Annotated in this window: 19 protein-coding genes; 15 read left to right on the top strand and 4 right to left on the bottom strand. The window is 50.0% G+C overall.

Annotated elements, in window-relative coordinates:
* Positions 1-38: 38 nt before the first annotated feature.
* Positions 39-647, bottom strand: coding sequence for a 3-isopropylmalate dehydratase small subunit (leuD, locus tag FA954_RS03950; protein ID WP_121874148.1), 609 nt, complete (start codon positions 645-647; stop codon positions 39-41).
* Positions 634-2,073, bottom strand: a complete 1,440-nt coding sequence (gene leuC, locus FA954_RS03955; RefSeq protein ID WP_138614883.1) for a 3-isopropylmalate dehydratase large subunit — start codon at positions 2,071-2,073, stop codon at positions 634-636. Before leuC ends, leuD begins: the two co-directional genes overlap by 14 nt.
* Before the next feature lie 185 nt (positions 2,074-2,258).
* Here leuC and cobT point away from each other — a divergent pair, with 185 nt between their 5' ends.
* The 10 genes from cobT to FA954_RS04005 all read left to right on the top strand — a co-directional run bounded on the left by cobT (position 2,259) and on the right by FA954_RS04005 (position 9,549).
* Complete coding sequence (gene cobT / locus FA954_RS03960; protein WP_138614884.1) at positions 2,259-3,320, top strand: nicotinate-nucleotide--dimethylbenzimidazole phosphoribosyltransferase; 1,062 nt, start codon at positions 2,259-2,261, stop codon at positions 3,318-3,320.
* Positions 3,321-3,339: 19 nt separating this feature from the next.
* Positions 3,340-4,485: a threonine-phosphate decarboxylase CobD gene (gene cobD, locus FA954_RS03965; protein ID WP_170151232.1), complete on the top strand. Its 1,146-nt coding sequence runs from the start codon at positions 3,340-3,342 to the stop codon at positions 4,483-4,485.
* Positions 4,470-4,985: a bifunctional adenosylcobinamide kinase/adenosylcobinamide-phosphate guanylyltransferase gene (cobU, locus tag FA954_RS03970; RefSeq protein ID WP_037995682.1), complete on the top strand. Its 516-nt coding sequence runs from the start codon at positions 4,470-4,472 to the stop codon at positions 4,983-4,985. The genes cobD and cobU overlap by 16 nt, the downstream gene beginning before the upstream one ends.
* The gene (cobS, locus tag FA954_RS03975) at positions 4,982-5,728 is read left to right on the top strand and encodes an adenosylcobinamide-GDP ribazoletransferase (protein WP_037995680.1); all 747 of its coding nucleotides are present in this window, start codon (positions 4,982-4,984) and stop codon (positions 5,726-5,728) included. Before cobU ends, cobS begins: the two co-directional genes overlap by 4 nt.
* Positions 5,725-6,333 carry a histidine phosphatase family protein gene (locus FA954_RS03980; protein ID WP_049720479.1) on the top strand — a complete coding sequence of 203 codons (609 nt, stop codon included), beginning with the start codon at positions 5,725-5,727 and terminating at the stop codon, positions 6,331-6,333. The genes cobS and FA954_RS03980 overlap by 4 nt, the downstream gene beginning before the upstream one ends.
* The gene (locus tag FA954_RS03985; protein ID WP_052186702.1) at positions 6,333-7,037 is read left to right on the top strand and encodes an adenosylcobinamide amidohydrolase; all 705 of its coding nucleotides are present in this window, start codon (positions 6,333-6,335) and stop codon (positions 7,035-7,037) included. The genes FA954_RS03980 and FA954_RS03985 overlap by 1 nt, the downstream gene beginning before the upstream one ends.
* Positions 7,034-8,011, top strand: a complete 978-nt coding sequence (gene cbiB, locus FA954_RS03990) for an adenosylcobinamide-phosphate synthase CbiB (protein WP_037995678.1) — start codon at positions 7,034-7,036, stop codon at positions 8,009-8,011. The genes FA954_RS03985 and cbiB overlap by 4 nt, the downstream gene beginning before the upstream one ends.
* 77 nt (positions 8,012-8,088) lie before the next feature.
* Entirely contained in the window at positions 8,089-8,790 is a 702-nt protein-coding gene (locus FA954_RS03995) for a protein kinase family protein (RefSeq protein ID WP_052186701.1), read from the top strand.
* Positions 8,783-9,208 carry a CoA-binding protein gene (locus FA954_RS04000; protein WP_037995677.1) on the top strand — a complete coding sequence of 142 codons (426 nt, stop codon included), beginning with the start codon at positions 8,783-8,785 and terminating at the stop codon, positions 9,206-9,208. Before FA954_RS03995 ends, FA954_RS04000 begins: the two co-directional genes overlap by 8 nt.
* Before the next feature lie 152 nt (positions 9,209-9,360).
* Positions 9,361-9,549 (top strand): hypothetical protein, encoded by a 189-nt coding sequence (locus FA954_RS04005; protein ID WP_037995676.1) that lies wholly within the window; start codon positions 9,361-9,363, stop codon positions 9,547-9,549.
* 66 nt (positions 9,550-9,615) lie between these two features.
* Here the strand turns inward: FA954_RS04005 and FA954_RS04010 are convergent, their stop codons facing one another.
* Complete coding sequence (locus FA954_RS04010; protein WP_037995673.1) at positions 9,616-10,101, bottom strand: acyl-CoA thioesterase; 486 nt, start codon at positions 10,099-10,101, stop codon at positions 9,616-9,618.
* 485 nt (positions 10,102-10,586) lie between these two features.
* On the opposite strand from FA954_RS04010, the gene FA954_RS04015 reads away from it, so the two are divergent.
* From FA954_RS04015 to FA954_RS04035, 5 genes are all read left to right on the top strand, one after another.
* Positions 10,587-11,312: a tetratricopeptide repeat protein gene (locus tag FA954_RS04015; RefSeq protein ID WP_037995671.1), complete on the top strand. Its 726-nt coding sequence runs from the start codon at positions 10,587-10,589 to the stop codon at positions 11,310-11,312.
* A 275-nt stretch (positions 11,313-11,587) separates the two neighbouring features.
* On the top strand, positions 11,588-11,977 hold the full coding sequence (locus FA954_RS04020) for a DUF309 domain-containing protein (protein WP_069201546.1): 390 nt from the start codon (positions 11,588-11,590) through the stop codon (positions 11,975-11,977).
* A 165-nt stretch (positions 11,978-12,142) separates the two neighbouring features.
* Complete coding sequence (locus tag FA954_RS04025; RefSeq protein WP_121874152.1) at positions 12,143-12,709, top strand: Myb-like DNA-binding domain-containing protein; 567 nt, start codon at positions 12,143-12,145, stop codon at positions 12,707-12,709.
* A gap of 39 nt (positions 12,710-12,748) precedes the next feature.
* Entirely contained in the window at positions 12,749-12,997 is a 249-nt protein-coding gene (locus FA954_RS04030; protein ID WP_037995669.1) for a hypothetical protein, read from the top strand.
* Between the two features lie 941 nt (positions 12,998-13,938).
* The gene (locus tag FA954_RS04035; RefSeq protein ID WP_037995667.1) at positions 13,939-14,223 is read left to right on the top strand and encodes a hypothetical protein; all 285 of its coding nucleotides are present in this window, start codon (positions 13,939-13,941) and stop codon (positions 14,221-14,223) included.
* A 47-nt stretch (positions 14,224-14,270) separates the two neighbouring features.
* Here FA954_RS04035 and FA954_RS04040 read toward each other — a convergent pair whose 3' ends face one another.
* Positions 14,271-15,353 (bottom strand): isocitrate/isopropylmalate family dehydrogenase, encoded by a 1,083-nt coding sequence (locus FA954_RS04040; protein ID WP_037995665.1) that lies wholly within the window; start codon positions 15,351-15,353, stop codon positions 14,271-14,273.
* Positions 15,354-15,478: the final 125 nt, after the last annotated feature.

The raw sequence follows: 15,478 nt of genomic DNA on the forward strand, positions 1-15,478 counted from the left end.
GCGCCACCTGTAAAAGCGGCCTATGCCTTTTGCATGGATTATGATTTCACGCTGTAAAAAGAGGGAAGCTCATTTTCATATTGAGCGATTTGGTTTTCATATTGCAGCGTGATGCCGATGTCATCCAACCCGTTCATTAAACAGAAGCGGCGATAGGGATCGATTTCAAAGCGGAAGCAAAGCCCCGCATCGTCCCGCACTTCTTGTTTTTCCAAGTCGATGGTCAAGGTGTAACCGTCTTTTTTGAAGGTGTTTTGAAAGAGCCGGTCCACCTGTTCTTCCGAAAGCGAAACGGGAAGAATTCCGTTTTTAAAACAATTGTTGTAAAAAATATCCGCAAAACCGGGTGCGATAATCACACGAAATCCGTAATCCTGAAGAGCCCAGGGGGCATGCTCGCGGGAAGAGCCGCAGCCGAAGTTTTTCCGTGCCAATAACACACTGGCTTCCTTGTATTCCGGCTGGTTGAGGACAAAATCCGGATCCGGGTTTCCGTCACCGGTGAACCGCCAATCGTGAAACAGGAATTGGCCAAATCCGGTCCGTTCGATCCGTTTTAAAAACTGTTTGGGAATGATGGCATCTGTATCCACATTGGCCCGGTCCAACGGGCAAACGATTCCCTTATGTTGTTTAAGTGGTTGCATGGACTTTTCCCTCCTCATCCCGGTATTGCCAGTTGCGCACATCGACAAAATGACCGGCGACGGCTGCTGCTGCCGCCATGGCCGGGGAGACCAGGTGGGTTCTGCCACCGCGGCCTTGCCGGCCCTCGAAGTTCCGGTTGGAAGTGGAGGCGCATCGCTCACCGGGTTTCAAAATATCCGGATTCATTCCCAAACACATGCTGCAACCCGACTCGCGCCATTCGAACCCGGCTTCCAAAAATATTTTGTCCAATCCTTCCTTTTCCGCCTGCAGTTTCACTTGTTGGGAACCGGGAACCACCATGGCCTTCACTTGCGGGGCCACTTTGTATCCTCTGACCACTTTGGCCGCCGCCCGCAAATCTTCAATGCGTGAATTGGTACAGGAGCCGATGAATACTTGATCAATCTCGATTTCCGATATCGGCGTGCCCGGTTTCAATCCCATGTACTCCAACGCCCGCCGGGCCGCTTTGGCTTCGGTTTCTGTCGGGAAAGAGGAAGGGTCCGGCACGGTTTCGGTAATATCCGTCCCCATTCCAGGGCTGGTTCCCCAGGTTACCTGCGGTGCAATGGATGAGGCGTCGATTTCGATGTATGCATCATACATCGCGCCCGGATCGCTGGCCAGCTGCCGCCATTCCCGGACCGCTTTTTCAAAATCTTCCCCTTTGGGGGCGTAAGGGCGGTCTTTCAAATATTCAAAAGTGGTTTCATCCGGCGCGATCATGCCGGCGCGGGCACCCGCTTCAATGGACATGTTGCATACCGTCATCCGTTCTTCCATGGACATCTTTTCAATGGCTTTGCCGGTATATTCAATCACATAGCCGGTGGCTCCGTCTGTGCCGATTTGGCGGATCACGGCAAGAATGGCATCTTTGGCCGTGACTCCGGGGCGAAGGTCCCCGTTAAAGTGGATGCGCATCGTTTTGGGCTTGAGTTGTTGCAAGCATTGCGTGGCCAAGACGTGTTCCACTTCACTGGTTCCAATTCCGAATGCCAAGGCGCCGAATGCCCCGTGTGTGGAAGTGTGGCTGTCCCCGCATACGATGGTTTTCCCGGGCAGGGTGAGCCCGAGCTCGGGGCCGATGACGTGGACAATTCCTTGGTTTTGGTGATGCAGATCGAAAAGGGAAATGCCAAATTCTTTGCAGTTTTTCTCCAAGGTTTCCATTTGTTTTTGGGAAATCGGGTCTTTGACCGGCAGATGGCGGTCGGTGGTGGGAACATTATGATCCATGGTGGCGACGGTCAAGTCCGGCCGCCGGACTTTGCGTCCCTGAAGCCGTAGTCCTTCAAACGCTTGCGGGGAGGTGACTTCATGCACCAAATGCAAATCGATGTACAAGATGGCGGGTTTTCCTTTTTCCTGCTCAATAACATGGCGATCCCAAACCTTCTCAAACAATGTTCGTGGTCTCAATTTGCTCACCTCAACTTTAATCTCAGCTCGTCAAAGAAACGGGGAAATAAAGAAAGGGTAATTGAAGAATATTTTAACAAAAGAAATTTATCTTTCAACAATCAATTTTTTAACAACCGGTTCGTGCGGCTGTTTCATCTATAATATCCTTGAATGAAGTTACCTGTAGAAAGCGGGGGGAGACATTGATCAACGAGATTGAAAAGATTGAAATTCCGCCGTTGGACAAAGAAATGGCCGGCAAAATGAAACAACATGTCGACCAATTGACCAAACCGGTGGGCAGCTTGGGACAATTGGAAGAAATCATGATCCGCCTGGCCGCCATTACGGGGGAAATGTTCCCGGATTTGAGCCAAAAAGCAGTGGCCGTGTTTTGCGGGGATCACGGGGTGACCGAAGAAGGGGTCAGCCCGTATCCGAAAGAAGTGACCGGCCTGATGATGGAAACCTTCGACCGTGGAAAAGCGGCGGTGAACCTTTTGGCGGAAGCGGCCGGCGCCGGGCTGGTTGTGGTGGATGTCGGGAGTGAACGGGAAAAAATACCGAAATCCGTGATATCCGCCCGGGTGCGCAATGGCACTCGCAACTTTTTAAAAGAAAAGGCGATGACCCACCAAGAGGTGTTGGAAGCGATCCAAGTGGGGAGAGAGACCGTCCGGCGGTTGAGCGAAAGGAATGTCCGCTTGTTGGCTGTGGGGGAATTGGGAATCGGCAATACCACGGCAGGATCCGCGGTGGCGGCCGGGCTCACGGGAAAACCGGTTCCGTCGTTGACGGGAAAAGGCTCCGGGGTTTCTCCGGAGGCGTATGCGCGAAAATGCGAAGTGATCCAAAGGGCGATCGATTTTCACCGGCCCGATCCGGAGAAGCCGCTGGAGGTGTTGGAAAAAGTCGGCGGGCTGGAGATTGCAGCCATGGTGGGAGCTTATGTGGGGGCGGCCGAACACCGGATTCCCGTCATCATTGATGGATTGATTTCCACGGCGGCCGCTTTGGCGGCGGTGAAATGGAAACCGGAAGTCCGCCCCTGTTTATTTGCTTCCCATCTGTCAGTGGAACCGGGACATGCCGTTTTGTTGGACGAGCTGGGTTTCAAACCGTTGATGCATGCAGAGATGCGTTTGGGGGAAGCCAGCGGGGCGGCACTTGTGATGCCGTTGTTTGAGACGGCGGTGAAGTTGGCCCGGGGTATGGCCATATTTGCCGATTTGGGACTTGCTGCCCCGCAAAATGATGAGGTCTGACCAGAAAGGGAGAGGAAACATGGCAAATTTGGAGCGGTTCGGACACGGAGGGGATTTGCTGACGGCCAGCGAGCTTTTTGCGATAGACCAAGATGAATGGATTGATTTCAGTTCCAATATTTATCCTTACGGTCCGCCGGAAATCGTCAAAGAAGTGATCCAAGAGGTGATTGAAGAAAGAGAAATGCCAGTGTTATCCAGATATCCGGATCCGGCCTGCCGCAGGTTGAAACAGGCGATCGCCCGTTTTCACCAGATTTCCGCGGACATGGTGTTGCCGGGAAACGGAGCTGCCGAGTTAATTGATCTGTTGATCCAGTCCTTCCGGCCGTCCCGTGTGGGGGTGGTGGATCCTTCTTTTGTCGAATACAGGCAATGTGCCGCGAAGCGAAACATTCCCGTGGACCATCTGGTGACCAACTGGGAGCAGCAATTTTTGCCGTCTATGGAAGAGATGGACCGGATGTTGAGACGGGTGGACTTATTATTCATCGGTTATCCCAACAACCCCACCGGGCATTTGTATGACGCCGGCCGGATGTTGGAATGGCTCCGTCGGGCCGGACGGTATCAAACCATTTTGGTTGTGGATGAAGCTTTTATGGATTTTGTGGAACCCGAGGAAGACCGGTCGCTGATTTCGTGGGTGAAGGCGCATCCCCAACTGATTGTGGTTCGTTCCATGACGAAGTTTTTTTCGCTGCCCGGTTTGCGTTTGGGTTATCTTGTGGCGGATGAAGCGGTGATTTCCCGGATTCAGGCGTTGCAGGTTCCCTGGAGCGTGAACGGACTGGCGCAGGCGATCGGCTGTGCCGTCTTGCGGGATGAAGTTTACCGGCCGCACGCCCGAAAGGTGAGCGAGTGGCTTGAAACAGAGCGGGAAACGATGATCCGGGAATTGAACCGTCTGGATGGTTTTCAGGTCTTTCCGGGGGTGGCCAATTACTTGCTGGTCCGCATGTCGGTAAACGGAAAAGCCGTTTCGGACCTGCAATTTGATTTGGCCCGAAAAGGGTTGCTGATCCGGAGTTGTTCCAATTATGAAGGGCTGGAGGATGATTGTTTCCGGATCGCGGTAAGAAAACCGGAGCAGAATCTGCTGTTCAGGCAGGCGCTTGAAGAATGGAGCCGGAAGGAAGGCGGGATATCATGGGCATCAAGTTGATCACCGGCGGCGTCCGTTCCGGCAAAAGCCGCTTTGCCGAGTCATTGTGCATGGATGCCGAATATGTCACTTATGTGGCAACCGGAGTTGCTTCGGATGAAGAGATGAAAAAGAGGATCGAACGACACCGGAAAAGGCGTCCGGACCACTGGTGCTTGGTGGAAGAGCCGCACCGGTTGGCCCGGGCCTTTCAACAAATTCCGCATCACCATCTCGTGTTGGTGGACAGCCTGACCGCGTGGGTGAGCAATCAATTGATGTTGTACAAAGAAGAAGCGTGGGAAGAACATTTGAAACAAGACACCCGGGTTTGGCTGGAACGGTTAAAACCGTATGAGGCCATCCTGGTCACCGATGAAGTCGGTTTGGGCGGTGTGGCCATGCATCCGGTGAGCCGGGCGTTTCAAGACGGTTTGGGCTGGCTCAATCAGGAGGTTGCGCAAGTGGCGGATGAAGTGTGGATGGTGATTGCGGGTATTCCGTGGAGAGTGAAACCATGAATGCTTTTTTTCATGCCCTGGCTTTTTTGACCCGCTTCCCGGTACCGATCCGGCTGGGCAAGGAGGGGTTCCGGGAAAGTCCGGTGTGGTATCCGTTGGTCGGTTTTCTGTTGGGAGGCGTTCTTTTTTTATTTGATCAATTGATTGCCGGGTGGTTTCCGGCGCCGGTCCGGGTGTTGTTGGACCTTTCGGCATGGGTGTTTTTCACCGGGGGATTGCACTTGGACGGTTGGATGGATATGGCCGATGGATTCGGATCCCACCGCGATCCGGACAAAATCCGGGAAATCATGAAGGATTCCCGGGTCGGAGCCATGGGAGCGATTGCCGCCATTTTGCTGTTGATGTTAAAAGCGGGGTCCCTGTTTGTGCTTGCCGGCCATCCGGATGCTTCCTTTGCCCGGGTGTGGATCACGGCCTGCATCTGGGGGAGGATGGCCGCGGTGATCGGCATCCGTTTCTTCCCTTATGCCGGAAAAGACGGGTTGGGACAAGGCATGCGGGAGCGGTTCACCTGGCCGCGATTTTGTTTGGCTTTGGTTTGCACGGTGTTGCCGGTGGGGGTCGGTTTGGGAAGCATGGGTTTGGTGGTGGGGCTCTTTGCGGTTTGGGTTCCGCTGTGGATCGGTTGGAAGGGAACCCGGACCCTTGGCGGTTGCACCGGGGATTTGTACGGAGCCATGATTGAAGCGTCTGAATTAACCTGGCTTCTCTTTTTTACCATTCCGGGGGTGCTTTCATGATGCGGTTGATATGGATTCGCCATGGCGAAACCAAGGGAAATCAGATGAAACGGTACATCGGGCATTTGGACGAGCCGCTGGCTGAAACGGGAAAAGAACAGGCATTCCGGTTGGCGGAAGCACTTTCGCGCGAAAAGATTGACTTTGTGGTGACCAGCGATTTGAAAAGGGCCGTCCAGACCGCCCGTCCCTTTCTTCAAAAACATCCCGGGATTCCGGTGGCCGTCATGCCGGCTTTGAGAGAGTGTTCATTTGGGATTTGGGAAGGAAAAACGTATCAGGAAGCGGAGAAGTTGGCCAAAGAGGCTTGGTGGAACTGGATCCGTGATCCGGTCCGTTTTGCTCCCCCAAAGGGGGAAAGCCTCATGGATCTGCACCACCGCATGCAATGTTTCCTTCGCGAATTGGAACAAAACCGGCCCGGGGACACCGTGGCCGTTTTTACACATGGCGGCCCCATCCGCTGGTTTGTTGCTTATCATGTGTATCAGTGCCGGGACGACTTTTGGAAGCCGTCCATCGGGCACGGAGAGGGATGGGTTGCCGAAAAAAAGGAGGCTGAGTGGATCATCAGCCGTTCTTTGTTTCAGAAAGGAGACTTTTGATGGATTGGTTTCATCGAGCCAGTTGCCCGATTTCATGGACGGTTCACCCGGAAATGCTGATGATTGAGTCAAAACGGCCGTTGAAAGTTTTGACCAGTGCGGTTTACGGAAGTGACCGGTTCTCTTGCAAACGGATGATCAACCGGCATGTCGGACGCGATTATGCGGCGAAAGAGCCGGAAGAAGAGATCCGGGATTGGTTAACCCGGAAAAAGATTCCCCTTGACGAAACGGTCGTGCTGATGACAGCTGCCCGGGTGGACCGGGTTTGCCGCCGTTTTGTTGAGGAGAAAACCTTCAAGATGGCGGTGTTTGTCACAGCCGGTGTGGGAAATGCAGCCCGTGCCGGGGAATCATACCCGGTGTTTTGGAACGATCAGGAATACATGCCGCACACGATCAACACGGTGATTGTGATCGACGGACGGATGACACAGGCGGCAATGGTGAATGCCGTCATCACGGCAACCGAAGCCAAAGCGGCGGCACTGCAAGACTTGAAAGTAAAAGATGCCCGCGGAAACCCGGCCACCGGCACCACAACGGATGCGATTCTCATTGCTTCGACCCAGGATCCGGCAAGAAAGGATCTGCATGCCTATGCGGGATTGTCCAGCCCGTTGGGAAGCGCTTTGGGAAAAGCCGTCTATCAGGCGGTGAAAGAAGCCGTGCTGGCAGAAAGATACGGGGAGGAGCGCATATGACCACGGCCGCTGTTTTGATCCTGGCATTTCTTTTGGATTGTCTTTTTGCGGATCCCGCAAACCGTTATCATCCGGTGGTGGGGATGGGGAAAGCCATTGGGTGGCTGGACCGCCGCATCCGCTTTTTTGGCCGGAAAAGAGGGTGGAATGAAAAAGAAGAGGCGTGGAAGTGGCGCTGTGCCGGGATGATTTTGCCGCTGGTTGTGGTGGGTGGCGTTTGGCTTTTGACCTTTTTCGGGGTTCAAGGCATGAAGCAGCTGCATCCGGTGGCCGGCCTTTTGTTTGAAGCGGTGCTGGTTTGGCTGACGATGGCTCCGCGCAGTTTGGCTGAGTCGGGAAAAGACATTTATTCCGCTTTGGTGGAAAAAAAGATCGGTGAGGCGCGCCGTCGTTTGTCCATGGTGGTCGGAAGAGACACGGATTCGTTGGATGAAGCGGAAATTGTGAGAGGTGGTGTGGAAACCATTGCGGAAAATATTGTGGACGCGGTCATATCCCCTCTTTTTTATGCGGCATTGGGAGGAGCGCCGCTGGCCATGGCTTACCGTGCAGTCAATACCCTGGATTCCATGGTCGGATACAAAAACGAGACCTATTTGCACCTGGGCTGGGCTTCGGCGAGGATGGATGATCTGGCCAACTGGATTCCGGCCCGCGTTTTGATCCCGTTTATGTTGGCAGCCTTCGGTTTGTTGCGGCTGAGCCCGGGCCCGGCTTTTCAAGCGTGGAGGCGGGATGCCCGGCAACATCCCAGTCCCAACAGCGGCATTCCTGAGTCCCTGATGGCGGGCGGGCTTCAAATCCGGTTGGGGGGAGTCAATACTTATTTCGGCAAAAAATCGTTCCGTGCTTACATGGGAAAACCGGTTCAGGACAAAAAACCGGAACACCTGCTTAAGGCGATCCGGGTGATGTGGCTTGCTTCCGGATTGTATCTTTTGGCCCTTTCAGGGGTTTGCTGCGCGATTTTTTAAATAAAAATCAAGGGCATGTTCTTCTTGAAATCGGGTAAATACTGTAAGTGGGATATTATCGACAAGGGGCCAAGCCCATGAATCAGATCCGAAAGATTGAAGAAGCCATCGGGGAAATCATTTTCCACGCCCATCCGGAAAATGAACCGGTCACAATTGAGTATATTCCCCCCGCATTCAACCTGGTCGGTTACGGCACGGATGCAGTGGTCGTCAGCCATCCGGAATGCAAAGGCCGGGTTTTGAAGGTGTTTGCGGAGGGCCGCCTTCACAAAGTGGATCAAGAGTTTCAAGTTTACCAAAAGTTGAAGGGGTCCCCTTATTTTGCCCGTTGCTACGACATAGGGGACAATTATTTGATTTTGAGTCATGAACAAGGGATGAACTTGTATCAGTGTTTGTGCGAAGGAGTTGAAATCCCGGAGCAGGTGATCATCGATGTGGAACACGCACGTCGTGAAGCGCGGTTCAAAGGGTTGAACCCGCGTGACATTCATTTGAAAAATGTCCTTTTGCAAAAAGGGCGCGGAAAACTGTTGGATGTTTCCGAATATATGAAACCGGGGAATGACCGGCGTTGGGATGCCCTGGTAGAGGCATATTACGAATTTTATCCGTTGATTAGGGGACGCAAAGTCCCTGTTTGGCTGCTGGAAAGCGTCAAAATGATGTATAACCGCAAAACTTCCTCCGCTTTTTCCGTCCGGGAGTTTGGCCGGAAGTTTGTCAAATGGTTGGGGGATACACAATCAGAGGGGAGTGCCGACGAAAATGTTTAAAAATCCTTCGGACGAAATCCGGAAAAAACTGCTCAAAGAGGCGAAAAATATTGCAGTGGTGGGTTGTTCTGACAATCCGGCCCGGACCAGTCACATGATTGCGGAAGCTTTGCAAAAGGCAGGCTATCGGATCTTTCCGGTGAATCCCAATTTAACCGGACCGGTGTTGGGGGAAAAACCATATGCCTCCTTGACCGAAATCAAAGAACCGATCGATATTGTCAATGTTTTCCGCCGCAGCGAACATGTTTTTCCGGTGGCCAAAGAAGCCGTGGAAGCCGGAGCGAAAGCGCTATGGCTGCAAGAAGGAGTGATCCATGAAGAAGCGGCGCGCTATGCCGGAGAAAATGGTCTGATTGTGGTGATGGACCGTTGCATCAAAGTGGATCATGCCATTTTAGTGGGAACAAACCGGTAATCAGGTGCAGGATTCAAGGAGTCCCGACCCGTCCGGGGCTCTTTTGATTTTGTCAATTCTCAAAAAAATTTGTCGAAAGATATCGTATTTTGATTCTATTTGTGTCATAATATAAAAAACAAGTTGTAAAAAACGGACGGGGTGATGCTCTCATGCAAACCATGAAGCTTTCGCAGTTAGTTCTTGTTGTGTCCCCTGAACTTTACGACTTATTGACGGAAACGGAGCGGAATGCGAGTATCATGGTTCACGGGAAGCTTTCAGACATTAACAAAGACGATATGAACCGGATTATCGCCCAAACCATTCAGTATCACCATGAATCTTCGGTTTACCATTGAGATAGATGTTTCGGATCAAAAAGGGATTCATCCCGTTGTGGATGAATCCCTTTTTGACTGCGGTTTTTATTCGATCGGCTCCATCTTTTGTTCATAAGCACGGATGCGATCTTTGACTTCCACCGGAATCGGCTGGCTTTTACCGGTTTTGGGATCAATATAAACCACCGCGCCCCTTCCTGCGGCCGACAGCGTTTTGTTTTCGCCTGTCACCAATGCATATTCGAAGTCGGCACTGCTTTTTCCCAGACGGGAAATGCGGACACCGAGCGAAACTTTCTCCCCAAAATGAACTTGTTTTAAGTATTGGCATTCCAAGCTGGCGGTGACAATCACGCCTTGTGCGGAGCGTTGGGAAGCATCCAGCAGGCTCTTGGTCAAATCCAGCGCTTCCAGATAAGCGATCCTCCCGTATTCGAAATAACTGAAATAACTGACATTATTGATGTGTCCGAGTTGGTCCGTATCTGAAAAACGAACTTGGATCGGAGTAAAAAAGCGAAACTTTTCCAGCCATTGTTCCGGCGCTTGGTCCATCCAAGCAATTTTCATCTTCGGTTCCTCCTTGTCCGGAATCCAAAATAAGGAAATGAAAATAATGATGTAAAAAGGGATGAGGATAATAAAATGAGTATTTCTTCATTATAATAAAAATTTAGGCATAAATATATGAAATATTGATAGGATTATGTGAAAAATATTTAAATTAATTGCAGAAATAAAATAGTACTTATGATATACTAAACATGGAATTAATCGGATTATTTTGTTTGTTAGTGAACAAAGTGAACAGATTGCATGATGATTGTCATCTTTTCCATGAAATATTCTGCACCGGAAACGGCCAAGACTTTACCATCATAAAATGGCAGGATGGATATTTTTTTGGCATGCGTCAGGGAAGAATTCGGCATTCTTCATGAAAACCCTGGTTTTTCAGCCAATTTGGCCGGGGTTTGTTTTCTGTCATGAAGTGAATAACGATTCAGTGAGGGTTGATCATAGAACAGACTTCTTGGACTAAGGGGGAAACGAAAGTGGTTGGGCCGATGATTGATGTTGATTTTGTCTGTGAAAATGGAAAAAAGGGACGCTGGCTGGTCACGGGCAGTTACAGGAGAAACCGTTCACGGATCGAAAAAATGATTCAAGACAATCCGCGTGTGGAGGAATATTTGTTGTTGGCGGTTTTGGAAGCAAGAAAAGGTTATTGGAACCGTGCCCAAACCGCCGTGCAAAAGGCGTTGGAACTGGACGGGAATCACGCCGGGGCCAAACTTCTTTTGGCGCAAATTTTGGAAGCCAAAGGGGAACTGCGGGAAGCCGGTGTCATGTATCAGGAATGTTTTCACAGACACCGCCAATTCAGTAAAGGGGCCCGGGAGTATGCCCGTTATTTGATAACCCATACCGATTCGCTGACGCTTGCACAAAATGTTTTGTTCCACAGTCTGGAATGGAATCCGAAAGACGCGATTGCCCACACGTTGCTGGCTGAAATTTATTTGTTGCGCGGCAAAACGGGACAAGCGTTATTGCACCTCCGATTGGCGGCTCAGTATTATCAGGCGAATCCACTTTATCATCAGCGCAAAGCCAAAGTGTTCATGGAGATGAACCGTTATGAGGAAGCGGCCGAGCAATTGAAGCAGGCGCTTCGGATGGACCCCAAAAACAAAATCATCCGCTCCCAGTTTGATATGGTGAAAAAAGCGACGAAAACGCCCAAGATTTTCTTTTTTTGGAAAAAATGGGTGATCTGAAAAGCGGTTTAAAATTGAAACAGTTTGAAAACATCTCTCGACATGATATCGACAAAATTCGGGGAGCGTGTTAAAATGTTCGTGTAAGTAAGGTTGACCTTCTTGCTTACGCTACCACGCTTCTTTTAACTCCTTAATCTTGACCCTCTTTCATGTGACCAGGAATTGCCTGGTCTTTTTTCTTTTGCCATTCGTTATGATGATATTGACATAAAGAATATACCCTGAAACGAAGAGAGATGAACACCAAACCGAACGGAAGGATTGAAAAATTTATGACATATCCCCCGCTTTATCTTCAGTTTTTCCGCCATTACCACAACGAAGAGTATTGGGAAGCCCATGAAGTGTTGGAGGAGTTATGGCAAACCCAGCGGCACAATGATTTTTATCACGGGTTGATTCAAATTGCGGCCATCATGCATCAGTTGAAGAGGGGAAAAGTACGCGGAGCCAGGAAACTGGCCATCAGTGCCCTCGGTTACCTGAAGCCGTTTGTCCCGCAAAAAGACGGCGTGGATGTGGCCGAAGTCGTCCGTTGGTTAAACGAATGTTTGCAAATTTTACCGGAAGGTGTGGAAAAAATCAGCCGGGAAGAGGTGAACCGGCTGGGCATTTTGCCGTGCAAGTTGCCGGGCGAACACGATTTTAACAACAACCGCTAAAAAAGATGTCGAAAAAAGGCTTGGGGAGTTGTCCGCTGAAACGGACAACTTCTTTGTTTATATAATTATCTTTTATAAATTAAACATAAAATTACTTGTTATTGACTAAATAATTACTAGGTGGCGTCTTCATCAACGAAACCGTCAGGAAAGGAGGATGGAGGAGTGAAGGGGAGACGATGGACTGAAGAAGAGGACCGGCTCTTAAAAGAGACGGTGTTGGAGGCCATCCGTCTTGGAGGAACGCAAATCGAAGCCTTTGAAAAAGTGGGGGAAAAGCTGAACCGGACTCCCGGATCCTGCGGGTTTCGCTGGAATGCAGTCGTCAAGCAACAAGATCCCCATTCATTTCTTGAGGCAAAGAGAGCGCGGGTTGCCAAGCAATTGAGGAAAAACAAAGAAGAACGATGTTCGTCGGTTGATGCGTTGATCCCGATGCTGAAAAAGCTGGAACAAGAAGAAAAGAGTCTGAAAGAACATTTGAATCATTTGAAGGATAAACGGAAAAAGCTCGACAAGCGTTACCGGATATTAAAAGAGGAAAATCGCGGACTGCGTGAAGACCGGGAATCTTATCAATGGTATCAGAAAGAAGTAAAAAACAAGTACCGGTATTTGTTGAATCTGTTGTCGGACATGGGGGCCAATCCCTTTTTTTCCGCAACTCTTCCTGCCGAAGATCACGCAGCGGTTCAAACGGAAGCCGAACACAAAAAAGAGACGACTTCATAAAATAATATGGCCAGATTTCAATGAAAAGAGGTGCAGCGTTTGTCCAGCCGTTCAAAGGAATCGCTTGATCAACAGTTGTCCAGTTTGGAAAACCGGTTGGAACAAATTCAGGCACAAGTGAAAGATTTGCTTCGGGAAAACCATAAACTGAAGACGGACTTGAAATTTTTCGAGCTCATGTTGCTGGAAGAGTATCATTTGTTGATTCAACTGTTGAACCGGGATCAAAATAAAATTTATATTCAATCCGCCCACGGACAAACGAAAAGGGACAAAAATTCAGAATAAACAAAAAGCGCCTTGGAAGAGGCGCTTTTTGTACTTTCATGCTGTCTGGAGAGGGCGGGATTATTTCTTTGGAAGGCATTCGGGTGATCAGTATTTTCCGCCACCAAAGCATCCGCCGACAAAGACGAAGATGGTGGCAATCACCAAGAGGTAGATCAAAAGTTGTCTCCAGCCGAAACCGCCGCAGTATCCTCCGCTCATTTGAATACCTCCTTTCAAGAAAAGGATTGCGACATCAGTGAATTAGCAATATCCGCCTTTTCCAAATCCTGATCCGACAAAGACGAAGATGGTGGCAATGACCAGGAGGAAGATCAAAAGTTGTCTCCAGCCGAAACCGCCGTAGTATCCGCTCATTTGAACACCTCCTTTCAAGGAAGATTCAAAGAATCAGCGGATCAGCAATATCCGCCTTTTCCAAATCCTGATCCGACAAAGACGAAGATCGTGGCGATGACCAAGAGGAAGATCAAAAGTTGTCTCCAGCCGAAACCACCGTAATATTCGCTCATCTAAAATCCTCCTTTGTGAATGGGGTTTACTGGTGAAATGGATGTTTTTTCACCAGTGCTGATTTACTTTATGCTCGGTGTTTTTCTTTTGTAAAGGCGAATATCTTTGCCGGGGAAATTGCCGGGGTCAAAGATTCAGATTCATGACAAACACAAAGATGACCGGAATGATCAGCAAGAAAAGAAGCAGATTGAGATATGGCGAATTTTGTCTGGATTTTGACGGGGAAAAGGACATGGCGGTTCTCCTTTCGAAAAGCGGCGTATCACTGATGTTTTTTACTATGAATTTATACAAAATTCGTCCAAAAGGTGTTAGGTGAACATCACGATTTTTGAAGATTGGACGTTTGGAGTGGGTCGCTTTGATAAGCAATTTGAATCAGGGGGGCATATAGTATATGGAGTTGCCTGTAAGGAGGAATGGAAATGACCGGAAAAGGACCATCCATGAAAGATCTTGCCCACATGATCAATGCCATTATGGGAAGATCGGTGTTGTCCGAAAGAAAAATGGAGCAGATCATGGAAGGGGCCAAACGCGCCCATGAGCGGGGTGGAATGGATGCGGTTTTGCAATACCTGATGAAAGTGACCCAGGCCGATGTCGATTTCGGGGAATTGAAAAGATTCGCCAACCAGGTGCAAAAAAATCCGCAAAAAGGACTGGACATTTTACAGGGAAAGAGAAGTTTGCCCCGCACAAAAAGGTAAATCTTTGCAAACACACCCGGTGAAAACCGGGTGTGTTTGCGTCTGGTTCAAAATCCTTGCAGGGTTGTCCATACTTCCAGTTTGGTTTGGACCTTGCTGATCACTTCATTGGTGAATTCCGTTGTGGTGGCGCTTCCACCCAAATCGGCGGTTCGGACTCCTTCCCGGACCGTTTCGATCACTGATTCATAGATGGCGCGGGAAGCGGCGCTGGCTTTGGGGTCATCCATATAGGTGAGCAAAGAGGCAGCGGCCAGGATCATGGCCATGGGATTGGCTACGTTTTTGCCGAACAGAGAAGGCGCCGTGCCATGTGGTGCTTCGGCCATGACCGTTTGGGTGTTGAAGGATTCGTCAAAGCTCATCAAGATCGATTCCGAACCGGCGATGGATCCAAACAATTGGAGAACCATATCGCTCAAACAATCTCCATCACGGTTTAATGCAGGAATGACAAGGGGATCGCCGGAGTTGTTGATGAGAAGGGCATAGGTCGCGTCAATCAGTTGGGGTTCGTAACGGACTTCCGGAAAGCGCTTGCTCGCTTCGTCCATTTCTTCTTTTAACATGCCTTCATAGACAGGGCTCACGGTGTATTTCGGCCCGCCAAACACTTTGGCGTTCATTTTTTTTGCGTGGCGGAAGGCAAATTCGGCAACGGCGCGGCAGGTTTTGCGGTCAATTTGTTCCGTCCGGAAAGCGATTTCATCCAAGCCCTCACCTTCCCGCCATTCTTTGGCGCCGTAAGCGTCACCCACCGCCATGCGGATGACGGAAATCGGGGCAAAGGTTCCCGCAACGGGGCGAACTCCCGGGATTCTGCGACCGGTGCGGATGATCACTTTCCCGTCAATCTCTTTCCGCAAGATGGCATTGGGGCTTCCCACATCCCCTTTTTCTTCCGGAGTGATGGTGGCCGCTTTCAGGCCGAATCCCGTCCGTTTCATTGCTCGTGCCGCTTCATAAACGACCTCGTTGTTCGTATTTCTCCGGTTTTCAAGGCTCAAGTCAAACGTTTGAAATTCGAGACCCATTCCGATTACATTCGGATCCAAAACCCGCAATGCTTCATCCAACAGTTCTTGTCCGGTTTGGTCCCCTTTCATGACTACGATGGTTTTATGGCTCATGGATTAATCACCTCATTTAAATATTCCGTGTCTATTATACTCTTTCGAACTTTCAATAACTAGCAATAAATATTCTGACAAATTGAAAGGCAGGTGACATTCCTTTAAGTTCCGCCCGGGATTCA

This window comes from Thermoactinomyces vulgaris (genome assembly GCF_005886755.1).
Classification (GTDB): domain Bacteria; phylum Bacillota; class Bacilli; order Thermoactinomycetales; family Thermoactinomycetaceae; genus Thermoactinomyces; species Thermoactinomyces vulgaris.

Excerpts from the sequence above, each read along its gene's own strand:
- leuD (WP_121874148.1), bottom strand. The coding sequence starts at position 647 with ATGCAACCACTTAAACAACATAAGGGAATCGTTTGCCCGTTGGACCGG.
- cobD (WP_170151232.1), top strand. The coding sequence starts at position 3,340 with ATGGCAAATTTGGAGCGGTTCGGACACGGAGGGGATTTGCTGACGGCC.
- cobU (WP_037995682.1), top strand. The coding sequence starts at position 4,470 with ATGGGCATCAAGTTGATCACCGGCGGCGTCCGTTCCGGCAAAAGCCGC.
- cobS (WP_037995680.1), top strand. The coding sequence starts at position 4,982 with ATGAATGCTTTTTTTCATGCCCTGGCTTTTTTGACCCGCTTCCCGGTA.
- FA954_RS03980 (WP_049720479.1), top strand. The coding sequence starts at position 5,725 with ATGATGCGGTTGATATGGATTCGCCATGGCGAAACCAAGGGAAATCAG.
- FA954_RS03985 (WP_052186702.1), top strand. The coding sequence starts at position 6,333 with ATGGATTGGTTTCATCGAGCCAGTTGCCCGATTTCATGGACGGTTCAC.
- cbiB (WP_037995678.1), top strand. The coding sequence starts at position 7,034 with ATGACCACGGCCGCTGTTTTGATCCTGGCATTTCTTTTGGATTGTCTT.
- FA954_RS03995 (WP_052186701.1), top strand. The coding sequence starts at position 8,089 with ATGAATCAGATCCGAAAGATTGAAGAAGCCATCGGGGAAATCATTTTC.
- FA954_RS04000 (WP_037995677.1), top strand. The coding sequence starts at position 8,783 with ATGTTTAAAAATCCTTCGGACGAAATCCGGAAAAAACTGCTCAAAGAG.
- FA954_RS04005 (WP_037995676.1), top strand. The coding sequence starts at position 9,361 with ATGCAAACCATGAAGCTTTCGCAGTTAGTTCTTGTTGTGTCCCCTGAA.
- FA954_RS04010 (WP_037995673.1), bottom strand. The coding sequence starts at position 10,101 with ATGAAAATTGCTTGGATGGACCAAGCGCCGGAACAATGGCTGGAAAAG.
- FA954_RS04020 (WP_069201546.1), top strand. The coding sequence starts at position 11,588 with ATGACATATCCCCCGCTTTATCTTCAGTTTTTCCGCCATTACCACAAC.
- FA954_RS04035 (WP_037995667.1), top strand. The coding sequence starts at position 13,939 with ATGACCGGAAAAGGACCATCCATGAAAGATCTTGCCCACATGATCAAT.
- FA954_RS04040 (WP_037995665.1), bottom strand. The coding sequence starts at position 15,353 with ATGAGCCATAAAACCATCGTAGTCATGAAAGGGGACCAAACCGGACAA.